Source organism: Tabrizicola sp. TH137 (genome assembly GCF_002855575.1).
Lineage (GTDB): Bacteria > Pseudomonadota > Alphaproteobacteria > Rhodobacterales > Rhodobacteraceae > Paragemmobacter.
The window spans coordinates 41,524-66,899 of record NZ_PKRQ01000005.1 but is presented as its reverse complement, the minus strand read 5'-3'; the positions used below and the strand labels follow the sequence as shown (position 1 = coordinate 66,899).

The window sequence follows — 25,376 nt, the reverse complement described above, 5'->3', positions numbered from 1 at the left end:
TGGGCATTCACTTGGGCGCTCCGGGTCTGGCGAAACGGGCGAAGATCAGGATTACGGTCATCGACCCCAGCAACAGCAGGGTGGAGATCGCGTTGATCTCGGGCGTGAAGCCCTTGCGGATCGCGGAATAGATTTGCACGGGCAGCGTCACATAGCCCGGTGAGGACAGGAAATAGGACACCACGAACTGATCCAGCGACACGGCAAAGGCGAACAGCGCCGCGCCAAGGATCGACGGAAACAGCAGGGGCAGGGTGATCGCGAAAAAGGCATGGATCGGGGTGGACCCAAGGCTCATCGCCGCCTCCTCCAGATCGGCCCGCACCGTCTGCAATCCGGTGCCGACCACAAGCACGACATAGGGCACCGCCAGCGCCACATGCCCGATCACCAGCGCATGCATCCCGCGCCCGATCCCCGTCCAGAAGAAGAAGATCAGCATCGCCGTTCCCGTGATCAGCCACGGAATGGCGATGGGCGGCAGCAGCAGCAATTGCAGCAGGCTGCGCCCCCGGAAATGTCGCCGCGACAGGGCAAGGGCCGCCAGCGTGCCGATGGCCGTCGCCAGGACCGAGGTGATCAGCGCCAGCACGATGGAATTGAACCCCGCCGTCAGGAGGCTCTCATTCCCCATCAGGTCGGAATACCAGCGGGTGGAGAATTCGAAGGGCAGCTCATACAGCGGCGAGGCATTGAACCCCATCGCCATCAGCACGAGGATCGGCGTGTAAAGAAACAGCAGCACCATCCCCAGAAAGACCAGACCAAGCCGCGTCATGACGCCCCCGCCGTTCCGCGCCGCAAGACGCCCGAGAAGGTGGCAAAGATCGCCAGCACCACCGCCAGCAGCGTGAAGGACAACGACGCGCCAAGGGGCCAGTTGAAGGCCTGTGTGAACTGGTCCTCGATCACCGTGCCCAGCGTCATGCCCACCGGCCCGCCCAGGATGCGCGGCTCCATGAAGGACCCGATCACCGGCACGAAAGTCAGCACGGCGCCCGAAATCAGCCCCGGCAGCGCCAGAGGGATCAGGATGCTGCCAAGTACCGTCCACCACCGCGCGCCAAGGCTCTGCGCGGCCTCGATCACCGCATCGTCGATGGTCACCAGCGCGATGTAGCAGGTCAGGATCATGTAAGGCAGATAGCCATGCACAAGGCCCAGGATGATCGCCGGCCGGGAATAGAGAAAGCCCACCGATCCGTCGCCCACCAGATGCCACAGGCTGTCAAGGAACCCGTTCTCGCGCAGCACCATGGTCCAGGAAAACACCCGGACAAGGCCGTTGGTCCAGAAGGGCAGCAGGATCAGCACCAAGAGCATCTCGCGCGACCGGCCGAAACTGCACCGCACCAGCGCCAGCGCCGCCAGAAAGCCCAGCACGGCACAGATCAGCGTGGTCCAGACCCCCATCATCAGCGTGTTCCAGGCCACGCCCAGAAGATAGGGCTGGTCGATGAAGGCCCGGTAATGGCGCAGGGTGAACTCGACCGGGGCCTGACCCATCGGCGTCTTGTTCAGGAAGGAAAAGACGAACATCGTCAGAAGCGGCAGGAACACCGCCAGCGTCAGCCAGGCATAGGCGGGCAGCAGCAGGGCCGTCGTCGCCATCCAGTCCGGCAATCTGCGCGGGCCGACCGGCCCGCGCAATGCCATGTCTGCCTCATTCGGCATAGAAGGCCTTCACCTCTTGCCAGGCGGCGTTGAAGGCCTCGCGCCGTTCGTCGGGCATGGCGGACATGACGTTCTTCGACACCATGAACTCCGCCTTGTGAACCTGCGCCGAAAGGTCATCCGCCGGCAGCCCCGCCAGCGCCTGCGCATTGGCCGAAGCCGGCGCGCCGACCTTCGTCGCCCATTCCACATAGAAGGCCGGGTCGATCATCCAGTTGATGAAGGCCGCCGCGCCATCCGGGTTGGGCGCGCCCGCCGCCATCGCCAGCCCGTCCACCCAGACCACCGCCCCTTCGGCGGGGACGACGAAATCCACCGGCAGATTGGCATTGCGCCGCGACCGGACAGACCCGCCCGACCAGAATATCGACACGTCGAACTCGCCCGCCGCGAAGGACTTGTTCCACTGGTCCTCGGACGACCACAGCATCTTCACATTGGGCTTCAGCGCCTTCAGCGCCTCTTTCACCGCCTCCATATCGGCGGGGTCGTTCAGATCCTGCCCCGTGGTCAGCGCCCCCAGCGCCACCGCGATCATCGCATCGTCATTCATCGCGAACCGCCCGGCATAGGCCTCGCTCGCCAGGTCCTTGTAGGAGGCCGGCTTGGCGATGCCTTCGCGCACCGCGATGGAGGTCATCCCCCAGACCCACGGCACGGCATAGCCCTGCCCGTCGATCGAGAAGTTGGGATTGGCCAGCAGATCGGGCGAGATATTGGCCGCATTCGGCACCTTCGACAGGTCCGCAGGTGCGATCAGCCCTTCCGAAGCCGCCGTCGAGACGCGGGCCGAATTCAGCAGCACCACGTCATAGGCGCCCGGATTGGTGCGCAGCTTCGTCAGCGTCTCGGCCTCGGACGAGAAATAGTCATGCACCACCTCGATCCCCGTCGCAGCCATGAAGGCCTCAAGCGCCCAGGCCTCGTCGGTGCCATAGCCCTGCCAGTTCAGGACGGTGATCTTGCCGCCCTGCGCCCGCGCCGGGAAGCTGCCCGCCGCACCGGCGGCCAGCGCAGCCGTCAGCATCCGCATCGTGTCGCGTCTTGTGAAATTCGCCATGTCAGACCTCCGTTGGACGAGTTTTGTGATGGGCCATCCCTGCGGACGGCGATGGTATTCCGCGCCTCTGCCCAGGGTCCGGGCAAAGGCTTTTCCTGCGGTCCGGTCCGCGCACGGCAGGGGCCACAGCCCATCCGCGCCCGGCAACCGGCCAAGCCCTTCGATCTTCGTCGCGCAAAGCCCGTGACCTGACGATGACGCGCGCACATCGCGGTCGGTCCAAGGCGCAGTTTCCCTGTCGCAGATCACCTTCCCCGGTGATCAAATTTGTTGGTATGCATACTATTATTTTCCCGTCCCGACCTGTCAAATCCTTTTTTCCCGCACTGTTTTCCTGGAGAAAAACTCAACGAAACCAGAGGTCAAGCCTTTGGCCCTCGGTCAGGTCAAAGGCCTGTCCGCCCGCAACGGCCTGCGCTCGAATCGCCGCGCCGTCGCACAGCGCCAGCACCGGCGCCTCCCGCCGCAGGGTGATCCGGCAGGGCGCGGCCGCGCGGGCCGAGACGTGATCGCCGCGCAGGATGACGCTGTCGATCCCGCCGCCCTCCACCAACAGAAGCTCGCGCCCGTCCAGCGCCACGCTCAGCCCCTGTTCCGAAGAGGCGACCGTCATCGCCCCCCAGGGCGAAACCATCGGCCCGATCCGCCGCTGCGCCCCCGGTTGCAGGACGAGCCCGCGCCAGGGATCGAAATCCGCCGTCTCGCCCATCTCCATCAAAGGCAGCAGCGCCGCCCAGATGTAGAAGGGATCGGTATCCCCCTGATCCATCGCCTCGCCGGTGACGGCGCTGTAATTCTCGGCGGCGATGCGCCGCCCCTCCCAGTTCTTGCGGAACAGGGCGGCAGATCGGTCGGCCAGCGCCTTCGCCTCCGCCGCCCGCCCGGCGCGGCGCAGCCCGAGCCAGACCAGATAGTTGACATTCGGCCAGATGCGCCCGCGCCAATAGACATTCTCGGCAAAGGCGGGATCGTCCCGCGTGGCATTAGGCAGCACCCAGTCGCCCGCAAAGGTCGCCGGATCGGCCAGATGCCGCATCAGATGCGCGGTCTGCGCCGCATCCGCCGCCCCGCAAAGCAACGGGTAGAAACTCGTCGGCGACACCGACCGCACGAAACCGCCCCGCCGCTGGCGATTGGCAAAGATCTTCCGCCCGTCATCCCAGAGTTCGCTGCGGATCAGCGCCCGGTGCCGCTCGGCCAGGGCGGCGAATTCCGCCGCCTCCTCCCGCCGCCCCAGCACCTCGGCCATGCGCGCCAGCATCTCGGCATCCAGTGCAAGCACGCAGTTCAGCCCAAGGTCCCAGGTCGAAAGGGTCCGCGTCTCGGGGTCATAGACGGCTTCGTCATGCGTCGCGGAATTGTCCATCCCCGTCTCGTTCCGCGCCCCGAAGGCGGTGCCCTTGTACAGCGCCTCGCCCACATCCGACGTCCCGCAGGAGACCAGCCCCGTCCCTTCCGGATCGCGCATCCGCCGCCACCAGCGATGATTGCGCGCCATCGTGTCGAAGACCTGCTCCAGCACCGACCGCTCGCCGCTGCGCTGATACAGCGTCCAGGCGATCAGGCTGCCCAGCGGCGGCTGGCTGCGATCCACCCAGGTATCGCGCGACGTGGCGATGCAGGCGAAATTGCCCTGCGGCGTGGCATGAGACAGGGCCACCGCCAGGTTCTCGCGCGCCAGTTGCATGTCGAAGACCCCGGCCAGCAGCGCGGCATAGGTCTGGTCATTGTGCCAGACTGCCCAGTCGCCCAGGTTCCAGATGCGCGTCACGGCGGTATAGGGGCGGGCATTCGCCCCGTCCCAGACCGTGTTCCAGGCCACGATGTCGCGGATCGCCTCGCAGGCCGGGTCCAGCGCCGTAGCCGGGGCAGGTGGGGCCAGCGCCGCACGCGCCTGCGCGATGGCCAGCGCCTCGTCATCCGCCACAGCGGCGGCATAGGCGCCGCTCCGCATCATCTCCAGATTGAAGCGCAGCGCCAGCACCGGCGCTGCCTCCGCCCGGCTGTCGCGGTGGAAATAGCCATGCGTCTCATACTCCGCGCAAAGCGCGTCCAGGCTCTCATGCCCGGTCACCTGCACCGGCGCCTGATCCGCCACCAGCGCGACATGGCGGTCCCCAAAGCGGATCACCGCAGCCCCGTCCACCATCCGCGCGGTCTCGCCGCCCTCGGCATGAATCGCGAGGGTCACCCAGAAGCGCAGCCCCCATTCCGATGGCCGCCCGGACCAAGAGCCGCGAAAGGCAAAGGGATCGGGCTTGGTGGTGGAAAAGGCCACCACCGTCCCCGCCAGATCGGCCTCCCATTCGATCAGCGACCCGTCGATCGCGTGCCGCCCCAGCCGCATCGCATCCCGTCGCGGCTCCATCCGCGCCGTCTGCCGCAGGCGGGAAGAATAGAGGATCGGCGTCACCCGCAGGCCGAGCGGCAGGAACACCATCTCGCCGGGCCGGTCCGACCAGGAATTCCAGGCGCGTTCGGGCGGGATGGTGATGTGGCGCAGCATGGGTCCTCCTGTCGCGGCCAGCAAAGCAGAAAGGGCGCAGCCTTCCTAGTGGCCGCCGCCCTCGGCCGGGGCGGGCTGGCGCAGGATCTTCGGCACCCGCCAGGCGGGCGGGGTGTTGCGGCTGCGCTGGCTGCGCACCACCCCGTCGATGATCGTCATCCCCACGCCCGGCAGATTGCCGAACTGCACGGACTCAAGGATCGTCTTCCCCGCCGTATGCTGCGCCTGATCCATCAGCACGAAATCCGCGCAATAGCCCGTCTCGATCATGCCCGTGTCCAGATTGCGCTGCCGCGCCGTGTTGCCGGTGCCAAAGCAGAAGGCGATCTCTGCCGGCACATTGCCCAGGCTCGACAGCATCGCGATCATCCGCAGGATGCCCAGAGGCTGCACCCCCGATCCGGCCGGCCCGTCGGTGCCCAGAAGAATGCGGTCCATCTGCCCCAGTTCCCGCGCCGTGTTCAGCGTCAGCAGCGCCGCCCGTTCATTGCCGTTATGCACGATCTCCAGCCCCATGCTGCAACTTTCGCACAGGCAGATGATCTGGTCATCGGGCAGGGCGGAATGGCCGCCATTCACATGGCCGATGATGTCCGTCCCCGTCTCCAGCACCATATCCGCGTCGATCAGCCCCGATCCGGGGATCGAGGGGCCGCCGGTGTGGATCGTGCTCTGGATGCCGTATTTCCGCGCCCAATCCACCATCTGCCGCGCGGTCTTGCCATCCTTCACGGTGCCAAGCCCCACCTCGCCCAGAAGCTTCACCCCGGCGGCGGCCAATTCGCGAAAATCCTCTTCCACCAGACCATGCTCGATGACCGGCGCCCCCGCCATCACCTTCACGCCCGAGGGGCGGAAATTCTCGTACCAGCGCTGCGCCGCGATCGCCATGGCCTTCAACCCGACGATGTCGCGCGGGCGACCCGGCATATGCACCTCGCCCGCCGAGATCAGCGTCGTCACCCCGCCATGCAGGGTGGAATCGATCCAGTTCAACTGGCTCTGCCGTGGCGTGTAATCCCCCACAACCGGGTGGACATGGCTGTCGATCAGCCCCGGCGCCAGGGTCGCGCCCTGCGCGTCGATCTCGGTCGTGGCCCCCTCGGTATCCAGATCCGCCGCCCGCCCCCAGGCGGTGATGCGCCCGTCCAGCGCGATCAGGCAATCGGCATCGAGGATCGGGGCCTCCATCCGCCCCGACAGCATCAGGCCGACATTCCGGATCACCAGCTTGCTCTGCGTCTCGCTCATGTGGCACCTCCGGATGAGCCTGTGGTCCTGTCATTCGTAGGCTAACAGTCTTTCCCCACGGATCAAGCGCATCTTGCAGGATCGTTCTTTCAGCGCGCCCCCCGCCCGAAGGCCGCCGCGGCGGATTATCGGCACGGCGGCCGTCGATAGGATTTGACAGAAGCAGCGGGCCGGGTTCTTATTTGCATGCGAACAAGTTTCAAGCCCAGGTCCCCAGGATGAGCTATCTTTCTGCAACCCGGATGGAAGAGGCCCTCGCCGCACTCTCGCGCGGGCCCGTCGCGGTGATCGCCGGGGGGACGGACTGGTTCGCCGGGCCGCGCGACCATCTCACCGATCTGCCGATCCTCGACGTCACCGCGCTGCCCGGCTTTCGCGGCATCTCGCAGGGGCCGGAGGGCTGGCGCATCGGCGCCGCCACGACCTGGACGGACATCGCCGAGGCCGATCTTCCCCCCGCCTTCGACGGCCTGCGCGCCGCCGCGCGCGAGGTGGGCTCGCTCCAGATCCAGAATGCCGGCACGATCGGCGGCAATCTCTGCAACGCCTCCCCCGCCGCCGATGGGGTGCCGCCGCTTCTCACACTCGATGCGCAGGTGGAACTCGTGTCGCCGCGCGGGGTCCGGGTACTTGCCCTGGCCGACTTCCTGCTCGGTCCGCGCCGGACGGCGCGGCAGCCCGATGAACTTCTCTCCGCCGTGCTCGTCCCCGATCCCGAAACCCCGCTGGCGGGCTTCGCCAAGCTGGGCGCCCGGCGCTACATGGTCATCTCCATCGTCATGGTCGCCGGCGCGCTGCGCCTGTCGGAGGGGCGGCTGACCGACGCCCGCCTGGCCGTCGGCGCCTGTTCCCCTGTCGCCCGCCGCCTGCCGCGGCTGGAGGCGCGTCTGCGCGGCCATCCCGCGGACCAACCGGTCCGGGTGGAGGCAGGGGATCTCGACGGATTGGCACCGCTGACGGATATCCGGGGAACCGACGCCTTCCGTATCGAGGCCGTGGCCGAGATGCTGTCGCGCTTGTTGGATGAACTGATCGCGAAAGGGGCAGGCGCATGACGGTGCAGGGGCAATCGGCGGCTGTCCATTTCACCCTGAACGGCGGGCCCGTCACCGCCCTGCCCGAGACGGGCGAACGCCTGTCGCATACCTTGCGCGAAACGCTCGGCGCGCGCGAGGTGAAGCTTGGCTGCAATGCCGGCGATTGCGGGGCCTGTTCCGTGCTGGTCGATGGCCGCCCCGTCTGTGCCTGCCTGATGCCCACCCATCAGGCGGCCGGGCGGCGGGTGGAAACGCTGAAAGGCGTCCTCGCCGACCCTGTCGCAAAGAGGCTGGTGCAAAGCTTCGAATCGCATCAGGCGGCACAATGCGGCATCTGCACGCCCGGCATGATGGTTGCCGCCGTGGCGCTCCTGCGCGCGGTGGCAGACCCCACCACCGCCGAGGTGCAGGATGCGCTGGGCGGCGTCCTCTGCCGCTGCACCGGCTATCGCAAGATCATCGACGCTGTGGTGGGGGCGGGGCAGGCGGCGGCGGAACCGGGCGGTGTCGGCACCGCCATGCCCCGCATCGACGGCCTGCCCAAGATCACCGGCGACGAAGCCTATGGCGATGACGTCGCCCCGCCCGATGCCCTTGTCGTGAAGGTCATCCGCTCGCCCCATCCCCGCGCCGCCTTCCGCTTCGGCGATCTGGCGGCATGGTCCGCGCAGACCGGCCTTGTCGTGCTGACGGCCCGCGATGTGCCGGGGCGCAACGCTTTTGGCGTCATCCCGGCCTTCGTCGATCAGCCGGTCTTCGCCGAAAGCGAAGCCCGCTTCCGCGGCGAGGCCATCGCCGCCGTGGTGGGCGAGGCCGACCGCATCGCCCGCTTCGACCCTGCCACCTTCCCCGTGACCTGGACCCCGCTCCCCGCCGTCCTCACCCCGGCCGAGGCGCTGGCCGAGGATGCGCCGCTCCTGCATCCCGACCGCGCCGGCAACGTGATGTGCCGGGGCCGCGTGCGGCGCGGCGATGCCGAGGCGGCGCTGGCCGCCGCCGCCGTGGTGGTCGAGGGTCATTTCGAGACCGGCTTCGTCGAACATGCCTATATCGAACCCGAGGCAGGCTTCGCCCGGCTCGTCGGCGACAGGCTGGAGATTCACGCCTGCACCCAGGCCCCGGTGATGGATCAGGAGTCCATGGCCGAGGTCCTCGCGATGGACCCGTCCCGTATCCGCATCGTCCCGACGGCGGTCGGCGGCGGCTTCGGCTCCAAGCTCGACATCTCGGTCCAGCCCTTCGTGGCGCTGGCCGCGCTGAAAACCGGGCGCCCCGCGCGCATCACCTACAGCCGCACCGAATCCATGCAATCGACAACCAAGCGGCACCCCTCCGCCATCCGCCTCCGGCTCGGGGCGACGGCAGAGGGGCGGCTCTCGGGGATGGTGTTCGAAGGCGATTTCAACACCGGCTCCTATGCCTCCTGGGGGCCGACCGTGGCCAATCGCGTGCCGGTCCATGCCTCCGGCCCCTATCTCGTGCCGGATTACCGGGCCGAGACGCGGGCCATCCACACCCATTGCCCGCCCTCCGGCGCCTTCCGCGGCTTCGGCGTGCCGCAATCGGCAGTGGCGCAGGAAGGCCTCTTCGACGAACTGGCCGCCCGGCTGGGGATCGACCCGCTGGAATTCCGCCTGCTCAACGCCCTGCGCAACGGCCAGCCCACGGTCTGCGGCCAGGTCTTCCCGCAGGGCGTGGGCATCGCCGCCTGCCTCGAAGCCCTGCGCCCCGCCTATGACCGCGCCCGCGCCGAAACCCGTGCCTTCAACGCGGGCGCAGGCCCGCTGCGGCGCGGGGTCGGCCTCGCCTCCGGCTGGTATGGCTGCGGCAATACCTCGCTGCCCAACCCCTCCACCATCCGGGCCGGTGTGCAGGCCGACGGCACCATCGTCCTGCATCAGGGCGCCATGGATATCGGGCAGGGGGCCAATACCGTCATCACCCAGATCTTCGCCACCGCGCTGGGCGCGCCGATGGGCCTGATCCGCCTGATCGGCCCCGATACCGACCTCACGCCCGATGCCGGCAAGACCTCCGCCTCGCGCCAGACCTTCGTCACCGGCAACGCGGCCCGGCTGGCGGGCGAGGCCTTGCGCCGCGCCATCACCACCCGCCTCAATGTCGCCCCGGATGCGGCCCTGACCTTCGGCCCCGGCACTGTCGCCGCCGCCGGCCAGCGGCTGGACCTCGCGACCCTGCCGCCCGACAGCTCCGGCTATGTCCTCGCGGCACAGGAAAGCTACGATCCGCCCACCCGGCCGCTCGATGCCGACGGGCAGGGCGCGCCCTATGCCCAGTTCGGCTATGCCGCCCATCTGGCCGTGGTCGAGGTGGATGTGAAGCTCGGCCTCGTCCGCCCGCTCTCCTTCACCGCCGCGCATGATGTGGGCCGGGCGATCAACCCGCTCCTCGTCGAAGGCCAGGTTCAGGGCGGCATCGCCCAGGGTCTCGGCATGGCGCTGATGGAGGAATACATCCCCGGCCGGACCGAGAACCTGCACGACTACCTGATCCCTACCATCGGCGACCTCCCCCCCATCGAGACCTTGATCATCGAGGAACCCGATGCGCATGGTCCCTACGGGGCCAAGGGGCTTGGCGAACATGTGCTGATCCCCACCGCGCCCGCCATCCTGAACGCGATCCGCGACGCGACAGGGGTGTCGGTCCGCCGCCTGCCCGTGACGCCCGCCCGGCTGCGTGCCGCCCTGAAGGAAGCCGGATATGACTGACACGCCCACCCCCGAAAAGATCCGCTGCGATGCCTGCCCGGTGATGTGCTACATCGCCGAAGGCCGCGCCGGGGCCTGCGACCGCTATGCCAATCACAAGGGCGAACTGGTCCGGCTCGATCCGCTCACCGTGCTGCAATCCGGCGCGCAGGCGGTGCCGTTCCTTACGACCGAGGATTGGGACGGCGACCTGATCCAGGGCGGACGGACCTTCGTCACCGCCGTCGGTGCCGGAACCACCTATCCCGATTACAAGCCCGCCCCCTTCATCGTCAGCCAGAAGATCGACGGGGTGGACATGGTCACCGTCGTCACCGAAGGCATCTTCAGCTATTGCGGCGTCAAGGTGAAGATCGACACCGATCGTCATATCGGCGCCGAACGCGCGCTGGTGCGGGTGGAGGGCGAACCCGTCGGCCATGTGATGACCGGGGAATATGGCTCGGCCATGCTGTCGCTCGGCGGCGTGCTGCACCTGACCGGCGGCAGCAAGAAGGAAGGCCGCGTCACCTGCGATGCCCTGATGCGCCTGTGCAACCGCGAGGCGGTGGAGGTGACCATCGACGACGGCGCGACGGTGGTGATCCAGGCGGGCAAGGCCCCCGTCATCAACGGCGTGGCGGAAAAGCTGATGCGGGTAGGCTGCGGCTCGGCCACCATCGGCATGTTCGCCAAGCAATGGCTGGGTCAGGTGGATGAGGTGGTGGTGGTCGATGACCACATCACCGGCGTCCTGTCGGAACATCAGGCGGGCAAGCTCCTCGACATCCCCGCCACCGGCATCCGGCTGAATGGCCGCCGCTCCACGCCGGGCCGCTATTTCCAGGTCGCCCATCCCGGCCGCGGCTGGGGCGGGACGGATGTCGAAGACCCGCTCACCATCCTGAAACCCTTCGACCCCAAGGTCGCCTGGCCCGGCCTGCGGCTTCTGATGATCTCCACCACGGGCGAACAATGGGGCTATTACGAACTTGACGCGGACCTCGTCCCGCGCCCGGCCGAGGCCTTGCCCGGCCTCGCCGAAAGCGCCCGCCTGATCGGCGAGAATTGCGAACCCTCGGTCTGCTCGGTGGTCTTCATGGCCGGGGCGGGCGGCTCGCTCCGGGCGGGGGTCACCTCCAATCCCGTCCGGCTCACGCAATCGGTGAAGGCGGCGCTGACCCGCGTCACCTGCGGCGGGGCGCAGGCCTATGTCTGGCCCGGCGGCGGCATCACCGTCATGGCGGATGTGCTGGACATGCCCGTCAATTCCTTCGGCTATGTCCCGACCCCGGCCCTCGTCGCCCCCATCGAATTCACCCTGCGCCTGTCCGACTATGCCGCGCTGGGCGGCCATGTGGATCACGTCCGCCCGGTCAGCAGCGTGCTCAAGCCCGATATCCGGCTGGTCAGTTCCGAAGAGGAACCGCTCGCCCCCATCCATTTCCCCTGGGGCCGCTGATGGAGGCCCCCGTCGCGCAGCGCCTTGATGACCGGTTGCATCTGCGCCACGGGCCGATCGACCTGATCATCGGCGCGGAAGGCGACCGCGAGGCCGCCTTCCGCGCCGCCTGGGACCGGTTCCGCACCCTCCTGCCCGAACTCGTGGCGGAACTGCCCCTCCTGCGCCGCCCCGTCGGCGACCCCGCCACCGGCACCACGGCCCGCCGCATGGTCGCCGCCTGCCTGCCGCACCGGCCCGTCTTCGTCACGCCCATGGCGGCAGTGGCAGGGGCCGTGGCCGAAGAGGTTCTGGCCGCCATGACCGTCTGCCGCCTGACGCGGGCCTATGTGAACAATGGCGGCGATATCGCCCTGCACCTTGCCGAAGGCCACGGCTTCCGCCTCGCCATCGCCGCCCCGGACGGGCGCGATCTGGGCCGGGTGGACCTGTCCCATGACAGCCCCATCCGCGGCTGCGCGACCTCGGGCCTCGGCGGGCGCAGCCACTCGCTCGGCATCGCGGATGCCGTCACCGTGCTGGCCCCCTCTGCGGCCATGGCCGATGTCGCCGCCACGCTCATCGCCAATGATGTCGATCTTCCCGGCCATCCCGCCATCCGCCGCAGCCGGGCCGATGCGCTCCAGCCCGACAGCGATCTCGGCCCGCGCATGGTCACCACCGGGCGCGGCCCGCTTGCCATGGCCGAAGTGGCCCAAGCCCTGGACCGGGCCGCAGAAACGGCGCGGGCGATCTGTGCGCGCGGCCTTGCAACCTCGGTCGCCCTCTTCCTCGACGGCCAGACCCGGCTGGTCGGCGAGACACATCCCCTTCTCCTGCGGAGCCCCTGCCATGCCTGACGTCATCCTGCGCAAACTCGCCACGGCGGTGGAAGAGATCTTCCACGAAGGCGGCCCGGTCGCCGCCACCCCGCTGCGCCGCGGGGCGATCATGGCCGTCATCCGCAACCCCTTCGCCGGGGCCTATGTCGAAGAGATCCAGCCCTTCATGGAGGATCTGAAACCCCTCGGCCTCCAGATGGCGCAGCGCCTTCTGGCCGAACTCGGCGGCAATCCCGACGCCATCGAAGGCTATGGCAAGGGCGCGCTGATCGGCAGCGCGGGCGAGCTGGAACATGGCGCGCTCTGGCACGCCCCCGGCGGCTATGCCATGCGCGAGGTGCTGGGCGGTGCCAAGGCCATCGTCCCCTCGTCGAAAAAGGTCGGCGGGGTCGGCGCAAGGCTCGACGTGCCGATCACCCATGTCGATGCCTCCTATGTCCGCAGCCATTTCGATTCGATGGAGGTCGGCCTGAATGACAGCCCCCGCGCCGACGAGATGATGGTCGTCCTCGTGATGACCACCGGCGCGCGGGTCCATGCCCGTTCAGGCGGGCTCGCCGCCACCGACATCAAGGGAGAGGATGGTCTGAGATGAGTGCCGATATCCGCAAGCTCGCCGTCTGGGTCGAGGAAACGCATCACGAGGCCGGGCGCCCCATCGCGCCCCCCACCCGCAAGGCCGTCGCCGTGGCGGTGATCGCCAATCCCTTCGCCGGCCGCTATGTCGAGGATCTTACCCCGCTGACCGAGATCGGCGCCGAACTCGGCGCGCTTCTGGGGCGGCGCTGCGTGGCGGCGCTGGGCATCGCCCCCGAACAGGCCCAGAGCTATGGCAAGGCCGCCATGGTGGGCGAGGCGGGCGAGTTGGAACATGCCGCCGCGATCCTCCACCCCAAACTCGGCGCCCCCCTGCGCGAAGCCGTCGGCGGCGGCGCGGCACTGGTGCCCTCGTCCAAGAAGATGGGCGGTCCGGGGCAGGTGCTGGACGTGCCGCTCGGCCACAAGGATGCCGCCTATGTCCGCAGCCATTTCGACGGGATCGAGGTCCGCCTGAACGACAGCCCCCGCGCCGCCGAGATCATGGTCGCCGTCGCCGTCACCGATGGCGGCCGCCCGCTGCCCCGCGTCGGCGGCCTGACGCATGAGGCGGCCATCGGCAAGGACGGGCTGCGCTGACGCCGCTCGGGCGATGCTTGCTGTTTGCGATGATGGGAAGGGTGGCAGCCCGTAGGGGAGTCGAACCCCTCTTCCCAGGTTGAAAACCTGGTGTCCTAACCGATAGACGAACGGGCCACGCTGGCAGGTGGGGCGGATTTAACGAAGGCCAAATCCCGGCGCAAGGGGGATAATCGCCGGTTTCTCCTTTTGCCCCCTGCGCGCCTGCCGCAACGGGTTTCGCTTCCCGCAGGGGGCGGGCAGGATCGGCACCCGCAAGCCGGGCGAATCAGAAGGAGGGGCAATGCGCGAGATCGACCTGAATGCCGATCTGGGCGAAGGGTTCGGCCCCTGGACGATGGGCGACGATGCCGCCCTTCTGGACCTGGTCACCAGCGCCAACCTCGCCTGCGGCGGCCATGCCGGCGATGCCGAGGTGATGTTCGCCACCCTCCGCGCCGCCGCCGCGCGCGGCGTGGTCGTCGGCGCCCATCCCGGCTTTGCCGACCGCGAGGGGTTCGGCCGCCGCATCATCCCCATGACCCCCGCCGAGATCGGCCGCATGGTCGCGGCCCAGATCGGGGCGCTTCTGGGCGTGGCGGCGCTGGCCGGGGTGCCGGTCCGCTATGTCAAGGCGCATGGCGCTTTGGCCAATCTCGCCGCCGACCGGGCCGAAGTCGCCGCCGCCATCGCGGGCGCCGTCGCGGCGCAGCCGGGGCGGCTGGCCCTTCTCGCCATCTCCGGCACCGAACTGGAACGCGAAGGCCGCAAGGCCGGCCTGCCCGTGGTGGCCGAGGTTTTCGCCGACCGCGCCTATACCGCGCAAGGCCGCCTCGTTCCGCGCGGCCAGCCGGGGGCCGTGCTGCACGACGCAACCGAGGCCGCCGCGCGGATGCGGCACTTCGTGGAAACCGGCCGGATGCCGGTTCTGGGCGGGGGCGAGATCGCCCTTGATGCGGGCTCCATCTGCGTGCACGGCGACAGCCCCGATTCCGTCGCCATGGCGCGGGCCGTGCGGGCAGCGCTGGAAGGCGCGGGCCTCGCCCTGCGGCCCTTCGCGGGGCCATGACCATGCCGCCCCGCGCCGTGCCGGTGGCGGATCGCGCCCTCCTCGTGGAACTGGGCGATGCCGTCGCGCCCGAGGTGCAGGCGCAGGTCTGGGCGCTCGACCGCGCGCTGCGCGGCGATCCCGTGCCGGGGCAGGTGGAACTGGTGCCCGCCATGGTCAACCTGCTGGTGATCTTCGACCCGCTTGTGACCGATCATGCCGCCGTCGCGGCGGCGGTGCTGGCACGGCTGGCCAGCCTGCCCGAGGTGCCGCAGGACGCCACCCCGCGCGAGGTGCTGGTCTGCTACGATCCGCCCCATGCCCCCGATCTGGCGGCCGTCGCCGCGCAGACCGGGCTTACGGAAGAGGCCGTCATCGCCGCCCATCTGGCGGGCGAGTTCCGCGTCGCCATGTATGGCTTCGCGCCGGGCTATGCCTATCTGACCGGCCTCCCCGAGCCGATCCGCCTGCCGCGCAAGACCGCCCCCCTCCGCGCCGTTCCCGCCGGCAGCGTCATCATCGCGGGCGGGCAATGCCTCGTGACGACGCTCACCATGCCGACAGGATGGTGGATCATCGGCCGCTCCCCCACCCGTATCCTCACCGGGGCCGAGGCGCATCCCTTCCTCTTCGACGTGGGCGACAGGGTCCGCTTCCGCCGTATCCCGGCCTCGGAACTGGAGCAGGGGGCATGACCCGCGCGGTGCTGCGCGTGACGGCGGCGGGGCCGCTCTGTTCCGTCCAGGATGGCGGGCGCGCGGGCTTCCTGCGCTTCGGCGTTCCCGCTTCGGGCGCGATGGACCGGGCGGCGCTGGCTCTCGCCAACCACGGCCTCGGCAATCCGCCCGGCGCGGCAGCGGTGGAAGTGTCGCTCGGCGGCCTGACGCTGGAGGTGGAGGAAGGCGCGCTCTCCATCGCCATCGCGGGCGGTGGCTTTCTTCTGGACCGCGGGTCAACGCGCCTCGGCTCATGGCAGGTCGTCACCCTGCGCGAAGGCGACCGGCTGGCGGTGCGGCGCGGTCCCTGGGGGGCGTGGAGCGTGATGGCCTTCGCCGGGCGCCTGATCGCGCCCGATTGGCTGGGCAGCCGCGCCACCCATGCCCTGTCCGGTCTGGGCGGCGGCGCGGTGACCAAAGGACAGCGGCTTGTCGTCGAAGACTCGCGCCTCCTGCCCGAACGCCCGATCGCCTGCCCGGTCTGGGCCCGCCCGCGCGGCGAGGTGGCGGTGGTCATCGGCCCGCAGGACCGCTTCTTCGGTTCCGACCGGATCGACCTTCTGCTCGGCACGACCTTCCACCTGACCGATGCCTATGACCGGATGGGGGTGCGCCTGCGCGGCCCCTCGCTCGCCCCGCAATCGGCGCTGGCCATCCCCTCCGAACCCGTGCTGCGCGGGTCGATCCAGGTGGCGGGCGACGGCGTGCCCGTGGTCCTGCTGGCCGATCACCAGACCACGGGCGGATATCCCAAGATCGCCACGCTGGTCGGTTCTGAACTGGACGGCTTCGCCCAACTCAGGCCACATGCGGCGGTGGCCTTCCGGGCCGTCAGCCCGGAACAGGCGGTGGGGATGGCCCGGCTGCGCGCCGCCGCCTTGGCGCGGCTGCTGGAACGATAAAATACGTAAATTACGTAAACCGGGGGTGGGCATGGCTATCGACGAAACGGGCGCGGCAGGCTTTCTGCGCGGGCTTTTCGACCGGGCGGTCGAAGTGGCCGATCCGATGCGGATGATGCCCGCCCATCTGCCGCCGAAACCGCCCGGCCGCGTCCCCGGTCGCGTCCTCGTCATCGGCGCAGGCAAGGCCAGCGCCCGCATGGCCGAGGCGGTGGAAAGCGTCTGGGGCCCCTGCGAAGGGTTGGTCATCACCCGCTACGGCTATGCCCGCCCCTGCAAGGGGATCGAGATCGTGGAGGCCGCCCATCCCGTCCCCGATGCCGCAGGTGCGGCGGCAACGGCGCGGATGCTTGACCTCCTCTCGGGTCTGGGGGAAGAGGATTTCGTCCTCGCCCTGATCTCCGGCGGGGCCTCGGCCCTGCTGGTTTCCCCGGTCACGGGCGTGACGCTGGAGGAAAAGCGCGCCGTCAACGCGGCCCTCCTCGCCTCCGGCGCGCCGATCGACCGGATGAACACGGTCCGCAAGCATCTCAGCCGCGTGAAGGGCGGCCAGCTTGCCGCCGCCGCCCACCCCGCGCGGATGCTCGCGCTCATGATCTCCGACGTGCCGGGGGATGACCCCGCCTTCATCGGATCGGGGCCGACGGTGGGCGATCCTTCCACCCTTGCCGATGCCCGCGCCGTGCTTGACCGCTGGTCGATCCCGGTGCCTGCTTCCGTCACAGCGGCGCTGGCGCAAGGCTCGGGCGTGGTGCCCCCCGGCGATCCGCGTCTCACGCGCGTTGAAAACCGCGTCATCGCCGCCCCCGCCCAGTCGCTGGAGGCCGCCGCCACTCTGGCCCGCGCCGCAGGGATCGACGTCCGCCTTCTCGGCGACGCGCTGGAAGGCGAGGCGCGCGAGGTCGCCGCAGCCCAGGCCGCGCAGGCGCAGGCGATCCGCGCCGCACTGCGCCCGACCGACCCGCCCGTCCTCCTCCTCTCGGGCGGCGAATTGACCGTCACCCGCCGCGGCGACGGGATCGGCGGCCCCAATGCCGAATTCTGCCTCGCCCTTGCCCTCGCCCTGAACGGCACCCCGGGCATCCATGCGCTGGCCTGCGACACCGACGGTGTCGATGGCGCGGCCGAGGTGGCGGGCGCAGTCATCGCCCCCGATACACTCCCCCGCGCCACATCCGCCGGGATCGACGCCGCGCAATCCCTGGCCCGCAACGACGCCCATTCCTTCTTCGCCGCCCTGAAGGATCAGGTCATCACCGGCCCCACCCTGACCAATGTGAACGACTTCCGCGCCATTCTGATCCTGCCCCCGTCCGGCTGACGCGGCCCGCCACTCTGGCAGCCCACCGCCAGCCCGGCTATGGTCGCGGCCCGCTGACTCGGCCCCCCAGAAGACCCCCGCCACAGGACGAACATGACCCTCGACACCGCCCGCCGCATCCCCCAGATCATTGCCGCCGAAATCGGCGCGCAGCCCGCGCAGGTGGCCGCCGCCATCGGCCTTCTGGACGAAGGCGCGACCGTGCCCTTCGTCGCGCGCTATCGGAAAGAGGTTACGGGCGGGCTGGATGACACGCAGCTGCGCACCCTCTCCGACCGCCTCGCCTATCTGCGCGAGATGGAGGCGAGGCGCGCCGCGATCCTGTCCTCGATCACCGAACAGGGCAAGATGACCGACAGCCTGCAAGGCGCCATCCTCAAGGCCACGACCAAGGCCGAACTCGAAGACATCTACCTTCCCTACAAACCCAAACGCCGCACCCGCGCGATGATCGCCCGCGAGAACGGCCTCGGCCCGCTCCTCGACGCCATCCTCGCCGACCGCGCGGCAGACCCGGCCAAACTGGCCGAAACCTATATCACCGAAGCCGTCCCCGACACCAAATCCGCCCTCGAAGGCGCGCGCGACATCCTCGCCGAAAGCCTTGCCGAAAACGCCGATCTGCTGGGCCGCCTGCGCGGCCACATGAAACAGGTGGCGAAACTCACCGCCAAGGTGGTGGAAGGGAAGGAAACCGAAGGGGCCAAATTCTCCGACTATTTCGCCCATTCCGAAGTCTGGGCCACCGCCCCCTCGCACCGCGTCCTCGCCATGCTGCGCGGCCGCAACGAAGGCATCCTCGCCATCGACCTCGACATCGACGCCGACGCGCCCAAGGGCGAAAGCCCGGCCGAACGCGCCTGTGCCGCCGTCCTTCAGGCCGGCACGCGCGGGGCAGGCGACATCTGGCTGCGCGAAGCCGCCGCCTGGGCCTGGCGGGTGAAGATCCGCACTTCCCTCACCCTCGACCTGATGGCCGAGATGCGGGATCGGGCCGAGGAAGAGGCGATCCGCGTCTTCGCCCGCAACCTCAAGGACCTGCTCCTTGCCGCCCCCGCCGGGGGCAAGGCCACGATGGGCCTCGATCCCGGCATCCGTACCGGCGTCAAGGTCGCGGTGGTGGATGCCACCGGAAAACTCCTTGCCACCGACACCGTCTATCCCTTCCAGCCCAAGAACGACCTGCGCGGCGCGCAAGTGGCGCTGGCGCAACTGATCCAGAAGCACAAGGTCCAGCTCATCGCCATCGGCAACGGCACCGCCAGCCGCGAGACGGAAAAGATGGTGGCCGACCTCCTCGCCGTCCTGCCCGGCAGCGAAAAACTCGTGAAGGTGATTGTCAGCGAGGCCGGCGCCTCGGTCTATTCCGCTTCCGAACTCGCCGCCAAGGAATTCCCCGGTCTTGACGTCAGCCTGCGCGGCGCTGTCTCCATCGCGCGCCGCCTGCAAGACCCGCTGGCCGAACTGGTGAAGATCGAACCCAAATCCATCGGCGTCGGCCAGTATCAGCATGACGTCGATCAGCACCGCCTTGGCAAATCGCTGGAGGCGGTGGTGGAAGATGCCGTGAACGCGGTGGGCGTGGACCTCAACACCGCCTCTGCGCCGCTTCTCGCCCGCGTTTCGGGCGTGGGCCCGTCATTGGCCGAGGCCATCGTCACCCACCGCGACCAGAACGGCCCCTTCCGCACCCGCCGCGACCTTCTGAAGGTCGCGCGCCTCGGCCCCAAGGCCTTTGAACAGGCGGCGGGCTTCCTGCGCATCCCTGATGGGGCCGAACCGCTCGACGCCTCCTCCGTCCACCCCGAAGCCTATGATGTCGCCCGCCGCATCGTCGCGGCCTGCGGACGCGACATCCGCGCACTGATGGGCGATGCGGCGGCGCTGAAATCCGTTGACCCGAAGCGTTTCGTCGATGACCGCTTCGGTCTGCCCACGGTGAAGGACATTCTGGCCGAACTCGAAAAACCCGGCCGCGACCCGCGCCCGTCCTTCAAGACCGCCACCTTCACCGAAGGCGTCAACGAAATCTCCGACCTGAAACCGGGGATGCTCCTGGAAGGCACCGTCACCAATGTCGCCGCCTTCGGTGCCTTCGTCGATATCGGCGTGCATCAGGACGGGCTGGTCCATGTCAGCCAGCTTGCCGACCGTTTCGTGAAAGACCCGCATGAGGTGGTGAAGGCCGGCGATGTGGTGAAGGTCCGCGTGGTCGAGGTGGACGCGGCAAGGAAGCGCATCGGCCTGACGATGAAATCCCAGTCGGGCGAGGCGCGCGAGGCCGCACAGGACCGCCGCGCCGCCCCGCCCAAGGGTCAGCCCCCGCGCGGCCCCATGTCCTCTGCGCCGAAGGCAGGCAGTGGCGGCAATGCCTTCGCCGATGCGCTGAAAGGCAAATTCACCCGCTGAGGCGCGGGCTGGCGGGCGGGGCAGACAGCCCCCCGTCCAAGGGCAGGTCCGGGTGACCCGCCGTAGGGCGGGGTTCACCCCGCCATCCCCCGCGACCGTAGGGCGGGGTTCACCCCGCCATACCCCGCGACCGTAGGGCGGGGTTCACCCCGCCATACCCTGCAACCATAGGGCGGGGGTCTCCCCGCCCCACCGTCACGCCGCCGCGCCGCCCACCGTCAACCCGCCGATCAAAAGCGTGGGCTGGCCAACCCCCACCGGCACCCATTGCCCGGCCTTGCCGCAATTCCCGATACCGGGATCAAGTGCCAGATCATTCCCGATCGCCCGGATCTGCTTCAACGCCGTCGCCCCGTCGCCGATCAGCGTCGCGCCCTTGACCGGCGCGCCTACCTTGCCGTTCTGTACCCGATAGGCCTCGGTGCAGGAAAACACGAACTTCCCGTTCGTGATGTCCACCTGCCCGCCGCCAAAGCCCACGGCATAGATGCCGTCCTTCAGCCCGGCAAGGATCACCGCCGGATCCTCGGCCCCTGCCAGCATGTAGGTATTCGTCATCCGCGGCATCGGGATATGGGCGAAACTCTCGCGCCGCCCGTTCCCCGTCGGCGCCACCCCCATCAGCCGCGCATTCTGGCGATCCTGCATGTAGCCCACAAGGATGCCATCCTCGATCAGCACATTCTTCCCCGAGGGCGTCCCCTCGTCGTCGATGGAAATCGACCCCCGCCGATCCGGCAGCGTGCCGTCATCCAGCACCGTCACCCCCGGTGCCGCGATCCGCTGGCCCATCAGCCCGGCAAAGGCCGAGGTCTGCTTGCGGTTGAAATCCCCCTCCAGCCCATGCCCGATGGCCTCATGCAGCAGGATGCCCGGCCAGCCGGGGCCAAGCACCACATCCATCACCCCCGCCGGCGCAGGCACCGCGTCAAGGTTCACCACCGCGATCCGCAGCGCCTCCTGCACCATCGGCTTCCACCGGGCGGGCTCCATCAGCGCGGCAAGGCCAAAGCGCCCGCCGCTGCCCATGCCCCCCTGTTCGCGCCGCCCGCCCTGTTCCACGATGACCGACACGTTCAGCCGCGCCATCGGCCGCACATCGGCCAGCCGCAGCCCTTCGGGGCGCAGAATCTCCACCTCCTGCAACCCGGCGGACAGCGTCGCCGACACCTGCACCACGCGGGGATCAAGGCCCCGCGCATAGGCGTCGATCTCCTTCAGCATGTCGATCTTCACCGGGAACGTCGCATCCGCCATCGGATCGGCATCGCCGTAAAGCTTCACATTCGTCCCCTGCGGCGCCTCGGCCAGCGTCCCCCCGCCCGCGCCCACGGCCAGCCGCGCCGTATCCACCGCCCGCCGCAGCGCGCGTTCGGAAATCTCGGTCGAATGGGCATAGGCCGCGACCTCGCCCTTCACCGCCCGCAGCCCGAACCCTTCGGAGGCATCGTAAGAGGCGGTCTTGATCCGCCCGTCATCCAGGACGATCGCCTCGCTGCGCTTGCGTTCCAGGAACAGTTCCCCATCCTCGGCCTCCGCCGTGGCCTGCCGCAGCAGGGCCAGCGCGGCCCCTTCGTCCAGCGCCGTCTCGAAGGGGCGGAAGGGGGCGTCGGTCATGGCAATGTCCTTGATCTGGGTCAAACGGCGCGCTTTTGCCGCAACGGTTTGGCTTGCCGCGCAGCCCCTAATATGGTTTCAAGCGGTCGGGAAACAACGGGATTCTCGTCTGCTCGCTTGTTGCGGGCGGCAGGCGGGCAAAGAAGCAGCGGCGACAGGCCGCGCACTCGAACGGGAAAAGACCATGCGTCATTCGACCATTTTCAAAGCAGTGGCCGCATCCGGCCTCGGCGCACTTCTGTCCGGCGCGGCCTTCGCGCAGGGGCTGGAGGTGGTGGGGCAACCGCTGCCCAAGGAGATGGGCTTCCAGCCCGCCGCGACGGAACTCGCCCGCGACCTTCAGGGTCTGGACCACATGATCCTGATCATCATCACGGTGATCACGATCTTCGTCACCGCGCTGCTCGTCTGGGTGATGATCCGCTACAACACGAAGGCCAACAAGACGCCCGCCACCTTCACGCATAATTCGCCTCTGGAAGTGGCATGGACGGTGATCCCGATCCTCATCCTCGTCTTCATCGGGGCCTTCTCGCTGCCCGTCCTGTTCAAGCAGCAGGAAATCCCCACCGCCGACATCACCATCAAGGTGACCGGCGCGCAGTGGTACTGGTCCTATGAATACACCGACAACGGCGTGACCGAAGACCCCGAGGCCACCCCCATCGCCTTCGACAGCTTCATGCTCCAGAAGGACCAGCTTGCCGAATACGGCTATGACGAAAGCCACTACCTGCTCGCCACCGACACTGCCGTTGTCGTGCCCGTGGGCAAGACCGTGGTGATGAACGTCACCGGCGCCGATGTGATCCATTCCTGGAAGATCCCCGCCTTCGGCGTGATGCAGGATGCCGTGCCGGGCCGCCTCGCCCAGCTCTGGTTCAGCGCCGAGCGTGAGGGCATCTATTTCGGCCAGTGCTCGGAACTCTGCGGCAAGGACCACGCCTATATGCCCATCACCGTCAAGGTCGTGTCGGAAGAGGTCTATGCCGCCTGGGTCGCCCAGGCCGAGGCGGGCGATGTCCTCCTCTCGGCGGCCGACATGGCGCAGCCGGTCACCTTGGCGTCGAACTGATCGCCCGAGGGGGCGTGGCAGGGATGGCCCCGCTGCGGCGGGGCCGCATCCCCACCGGGAGGAAATGCAGCGCATGAGCGATATCCGCGCCTATGAACAGCCGGGAGAAGCGGGCTTCGGCGATTACGTGCAGCTTCTGAAGCCGCGCGTGATGTCGCTGGTCGTCTTCACCGCGCTGGTGGGGCTTCTGGTGGCCCCGGTCTCGGTGCATCCCGTGATCGCCTTCGCCTCCATCCTCTTCATCGCGCTGGGGGCAGGGGCCTCGGGCGCGCTGAACATGTGGTGGGATGCCGATATCGACGCGGTCATGCGCCGCACCAAATCCCGCCCCGTGCCCGCGGGCAAGGTCGCGGCGGGCGAGGCGCTGGCCGTCGGTCTGGCCCTGTCCGGCATCGCCGTGGTCATGCTCGGTCTGGCCGCAAACTGGCTGGCGGCGGGGCTTCTGGCCTTCACCATCTTCTTCTACGCCGTCGTCTATTCGATGTGGCTGAAACGCTCCACGCCGCAGAACATCGTGATCGGCGGCGCGGCGGGGGCCTTCCCGCCCATGATCGGCTGGGCCTGCGCCACGGGCGGCATCTCGGTCGAAAGCCTGCTCATGTTCGCGCTGATCTTCATGTGGACGCCGCCGCATTTCTGGGCGCTCGCGCTCTTCATGAAGGATGACTATTCCAATGCCGGCGTGCCGATGCTGACCGTGACCCACGGGCGCAAGGCGACGCGGACCCATATCCTCGTCTATACCATCCTGCTGGTTCCGGTCGCCGTCGGCGCGGCCTTCACCTCCATCGGCGGGCCGATCTATCTGGCGGCCTCCATCGCGCTGAACGGCTGGTTCCTGATCGGCGCATGGCGCATATGGCGGCGCGACGAGGCGATGGCCGAGGCGGATGGCTACGCCACCGAGAAATCGGTCTTCCGCTTCTCGCTCTCCTACCTCTTCCTGCATTTCGGGGCCTTCCTCGCGGAAGCCGCGCTGCGGCCCTATGGCATGGGGGGCTGGTGATGGCCTTTCCCCCGGAACATGAAATCCACAGACGCCGCTTCGGGCGCAATATCGGCGTGGCGGTGACGCTCGCCCTGTTCATCGTGCTGGTCTTCGCCCTGACGGTGGTCAAGGTCACGCGCGGCGATCCGATGCAGGCTTTCGATCATTCGGTCCGCCCCGAACTGGCGGCAGAGGAGGCAGAATGAAGGGTCACAACCGCACGGCGCTCTATCTGGTTGGGGTGGTGGCGACCATGGGCTCCCTCTCCTTCGCCGCCGTGCCTTTCTACGACTGGTTCTGCCGCGTCACCGGCTTCGGCGGCACCCCCGGCGTGGCCGAGGCCGCGCCCGACACGATCCTCGACCGGACCGTCGTCATCAAGTTCGACGCCACCACCGAACGCGGCATGCCCTGGGAATTCCGCCCCGTGAAGCGCGAGATGACGGTGCGCATCGGTGAAAATGCGCTGGCCTTCTACGAGGCCTACAACCCCACCGACCGCCCCGTCGCCGGCACCGCCAGCTTCAACGTCGCGCCCGAGGCGGCAGGCGGCTATTTCGACAAGATCGCCTGCTTCTGCTTCACCGAACAGGTCCTGCAACCGGGCGAAAGGGTGCAGATGCCCGTCTCCTTCTTCGTGGACCCCGAAATGGTGAAAGACCCGGAAGGCGCATTCGTGAAGGAGATCACGCTCTCCTACACCTTCTACCAAACACCCCTGCCCGAAGAGCAGGCGGCGCTTGCCGCCCCTGCGGATGGCGCGGTAAACTGATAAAAAACGCGAGGGAACCGGAATGGCACATGCCAAGAACCACGATTATCACATCCTTCCGCCGTCCATCTGGCCGTTCATGGCGGCAGTGTCGGCCTTCCTCATGCTCTTCGGCGCGGTGCTGTGGATGCACGGGCAGGGGCCGTGGCTGGGTCTGATCGGCTTCGTCGGCGTGCTCTACGTGATGTTCGGCTGGTGGGCCGATGTGGTGAAGGAAAGCCAGGTCGGCGATCACACCCCCGTCGTCCGCCTCGGCCTGCGCTATGGCTTCATCATGTTCATCATGTCCGAAGTCATGTTCTTCGCGGCCTGGTTCTGGTCCTTCTTCAAGCACGCACTCTATCCGATGGGGCCGCTCAGCCCCGCCGTCGATGGCGTCTGGCCGCCCGCGGGCATCGAAACCTTCGACCCCTGGCACCTGCCGCTCATCAACACGCTGATCCTGCTCTGCTCGGGCGCCGCCGCCACCTGGGCGCATCACGCCCTGGTGCATGAGAACAACCGCAAGGACCTCATCAACGGCCTCGCCCTCGCCATCGCGCTCGGCATCATCTTCACGGGCTTCCAGGCCTATGAATACAGCCACGCCGCCTTCGGCTTCGCCGGCAACATCTATGGCGCGAACTTCTTCATGGCGACGGGCTTCCACGGCTTCCACGTCATCATCGGCACCATCTTCCTCGGCGTCTGCCTGATCCGCGCGATGAAGGGCCATTTCACCCCCGAAAAGCATGTCGGGTTTGAGGCCGCCGCCTGGTACTGGCACTTCGTCGATGTGGTCTGGCTGTTCCTCTTCGCTTCGATCTACGTCTGGGGCCGCTGATCCCTGACGCCGGATCGAACCTGGGGGG

Annotated in this window: 22 protein-coding genes and 1 tRNA gene; 16 read left to right on the top strand and 7 right to left on the bottom strand. The window is 68.4% G+C overall.

Features of this window, described 5'->3' with window-relative positions; translation table 11 throughout:
* Positions 1-7: 7 nt before the first annotated feature.
* The 5 genes from C0V75_RS15330 to C0V75_RS15310 form a co-directional block, all read right to left on the bottom strand.
* Complete coding sequence (locus C0V75_RS15330) at positions 8-778, bottom strand: ABC transporter permease (protein ID WP_101921846.1); 771 nt, start codon at positions 776-778, stop codon at positions 8-10.
* Complete coding sequence (locus C0V75_RS15325; RefSeq protein ID WP_216821469.1) at positions 775-1,611, bottom strand: ABC transporter permease; 837 nt, start codon at positions 1,609-1,611, stop codon at positions 775-777. Before C0V75_RS15325 ends, C0V75_RS15330 begins: the two co-directional genes overlap by 4 nt.
* Positions 1,612-1,663: 52 nt before the next feature.
* Entirely contained in the window at positions 1,664-2,734 is a 1,071-nt protein-coding gene (locus tag C0V75_RS15320; RefSeq protein ID WP_101921844.1) for a PotD/PotF family extracellular solute-binding protein, read from the bottom strand.
* Between the two features lie 346 nt (positions 2,735-3,080).
* Positions 3,081-5,240 (bottom strand): trehalase family glycosidase, encoded by a 2,160-nt coding sequence (locus C0V75_RS15315; protein ID WP_101921843.1) that lies wholly within the window; start codon positions 5,238-5,240, stop codon positions 3,081-3,083.
* Between the two features lie 45 nt (positions 5,241-5,285).
* Positions 5,286-6,491 (bottom strand): amidohydrolase family protein, encoded by a 1,206-nt coding sequence (locus C0V75_RS15310; protein WP_101921842.1) that lies wholly within the window; start codon positions 6,489-6,491, stop codon positions 5,286-5,288.
* 218 nt (positions 6,492-6,709) lie between these two features.
* On the opposite strand from C0V75_RS15310, the gene C0V75_RS15305 reads away from it, so the two are divergent.
* Genes C0V75_RS15305 through C0V75_RS15280 form a run of 6 tightly spaced genes read left to right on the top strand, consistent with a single transcriptional unit; the run spans position 6,710 to position 13,698 of the window.
* Positions 6,710-7,546 carry a xanthine dehydrogenase family protein subunit M gene (locus tag C0V75_RS15305; protein WP_101921841.1) on the top strand — a complete coding sequence of 279 codons (837 nt, stop codon included), beginning with the start codon at positions 6,710-6,712 and terminating at the stop codon, positions 7,544-7,546.
* Entirely contained in the window at positions 7,543-10,260 is a 2,718-nt protein-coding gene (locus C0V75_RS15300; protein WP_101921840.1) for a molybdopterin-dependent oxidoreductase, read from the top strand. The genes C0V75_RS15305 and C0V75_RS15300 overlap by 4 nt, the downstream gene beginning before the upstream one ends.
* A complete protein-coding gene (locus tag C0V75_RS15295) occupies positions 10,253-11,701 on the top strand; it encodes a 6-hydroxynicotinate reductase (RefSeq protein WP_101921839.1) in 1,449 nt (482 codons plus the stop codon). The genes C0V75_RS15300 and C0V75_RS15295 overlap by 8 nt, the downstream gene beginning before the upstream one ends.
* Complete coding sequence (locus tag C0V75_RS15290) at positions 11,701-12,540, top strand: UPF0280 family protein (protein ID WP_101921838.1); 840 nt, start codon at positions 11,701-11,703, stop codon at positions 12,538-12,540. Before C0V75_RS15295 ends, C0V75_RS15290 begins: the two co-directional genes overlap by 1 nt.
* Positions 12,533-13,117 carry an amino acid synthesis family protein gene (locus tag C0V75_RS15285; protein WP_101921837.1) on the top strand — a complete coding sequence of 195 codons (585 nt, stop codon included), beginning with the start codon at positions 12,533-12,535 and terminating at the stop codon, positions 13,115-13,117. The genes C0V75_RS15290 and C0V75_RS15285 overlap by 8 nt, the downstream gene beginning before the upstream one ends.
* Complete coding sequence (locus tag C0V75_RS15280) at positions 13,114-13,698, top strand: amino acid synthesis family protein (protein ID WP_101921836.1); 585 nt, start codon at positions 13,114-13,116, stop codon at positions 13,696-13,698. The genes C0V75_RS15285 and C0V75_RS15280 overlap by 4 nt, the downstream gene beginning before the upstream one ends.
* Positions 13,699-13,740: 42 nt before the next feature.
* Here C0V75_RS15280 and C0V75_RS15275 read toward each other — a convergent pair.
* Positions 13,741-13,815: transfer RNA gene (locus C0V75_RS15275), tRNA-Glu, on the bottom strand.
* Positions 13,816-13,981: 166 nt separating this feature from the next.
* Between C0V75_RS15275 and C0V75_RS15270 the strand changes: the two genes are divergently transcribed.
* The 5 genes from C0V75_RS15270 (at position 13,982) to C0V75_RS15250 (ending at position 20,073) form a co-directional block, all read left to right on the top strand.
* Entirely contained in the window at positions 13,982-14,746 is a 765-nt protein-coding gene (locus C0V75_RS15270) for a LamB/YcsF family protein (protein ID WP_101921835.1), read from the top strand.
* Complete coding sequence (locus C0V75_RS15265; protein ID WP_216821468.1) at positions 14,743-15,420, top strand: allophanate hydrolase subunit 1; 678 nt, start codon at positions 14,743-14,745, stop codon at positions 15,418-15,420. The genes C0V75_RS15270 and C0V75_RS15265 overlap by 4 nt, the downstream gene beginning before the upstream one ends.
* Positions 15,417-16,343, top strand: coding sequence for a biotin-dependent carboxyltransferase family protein (locus tag C0V75_RS15260; protein WP_101921834.1), 927 nt, complete (start codon positions 15,417-15,419; stop codon positions 16,341-16,343). Before C0V75_RS15265 ends, C0V75_RS15260 begins: the two co-directional genes overlap by 4 nt.
* Before the next feature lie 31 nt (positions 16,344-16,374).
* Complete coding sequence (locus tag C0V75_RS15255; protein WP_101921833.1) at positions 16,375-17,664, top strand: glycerate kinase; 1,290 nt, start codon at positions 16,375-16,377, stop codon at positions 17,662-17,664.
* Between the two features lie 93 nt (positions 17,665-17,757).
* The gene (locus tag C0V75_RS15250) at positions 17,758-20,073 is read left to right on the top strand and encodes a Tex family protein (protein ID WP_101921832.1); all 2,316 of its coding nucleotides are present in this window, start codon (positions 17,758-17,760) and stop codon (positions 20,071-20,073) included.
* 195 nt (positions 20,074-20,268) lie between these two features.
* On the opposite strand, the gene tldD is transcribed toward C0V75_RS15250, so the two are convergent.
* On the bottom strand, positions 20,269-21,690 hold the full coding sequence (tldD, locus tag C0V75_RS15245; protein WP_101922110.1) for a metalloprotease TldD: 1,422 nt from the start codon (positions 21,688-21,690) through the stop codon (positions 20,269-20,271).
* A gap of 184 nt (positions 21,691-21,874) precedes the next feature.
* On the opposite strand from tldD, the gene coxB reads away from it, so the two are divergent.
* The 5 genes from coxB to C0V75_RS15220 all read left to right on the top strand — a co-directional run bounded on the left by coxB (position 21,875) and on the right by C0V75_RS15220 (position 25,348).
* Positions 21,875-22,765 carry a cytochrome c oxidase subunit II gene (coxB, locus tag C0V75_RS15240; RefSeq protein WP_101921831.1) on the top strand — a complete coding sequence of 297 codons (891 nt, stop codon included), beginning with the start codon at positions 21,875-21,877 and terminating at the stop codon, positions 22,763-22,765.
* 73 nt (positions 22,766-22,838) lie between these two features.
* A complete protein-coding gene (cyoE, locus tag C0V75_RS15235; RefSeq protein WP_101921830.1) occupies positions 22,839-23,771 on the top strand; it encodes a heme o synthase in 933 nt (310 codons plus the stop codon).
* Positions 23,771-23,959: a hypothetical protein gene (locus C0V75_RS15230; RefSeq protein ID WP_101921829.1), complete on the top strand. Its 189-nt coding sequence runs from the start codon at positions 23,771-23,773 to the stop codon at positions 23,957-23,959. Before cyoE ends, C0V75_RS15230 begins: the two co-directional genes overlap by 1 nt.
* Entirely contained in the window at positions 23,956-24,525 is a 570-nt protein-coding gene (locus C0V75_RS15225; RefSeq protein WP_101921828.1) for a cytochrome c oxidase assembly protein, read from the top strand. The genes C0V75_RS15230 and C0V75_RS15225 overlap by 4 nt, the downstream gene beginning before the upstream one ends.
* Positions 24,526-24,547: 22 nt before the next feature.
* Positions 24,548-25,348 (top strand): cytochrome c oxidase subunit 3, encoded by an 801-nt coding sequence (locus tag C0V75_RS15220; RefSeq protein WP_101921827.1) that lies wholly within the window; start codon positions 24,548-24,550, stop codon positions 25,346-25,348.
* The last annotated feature ends 28 nt before the right edge of the window (positions 25,349-25,376 follow it).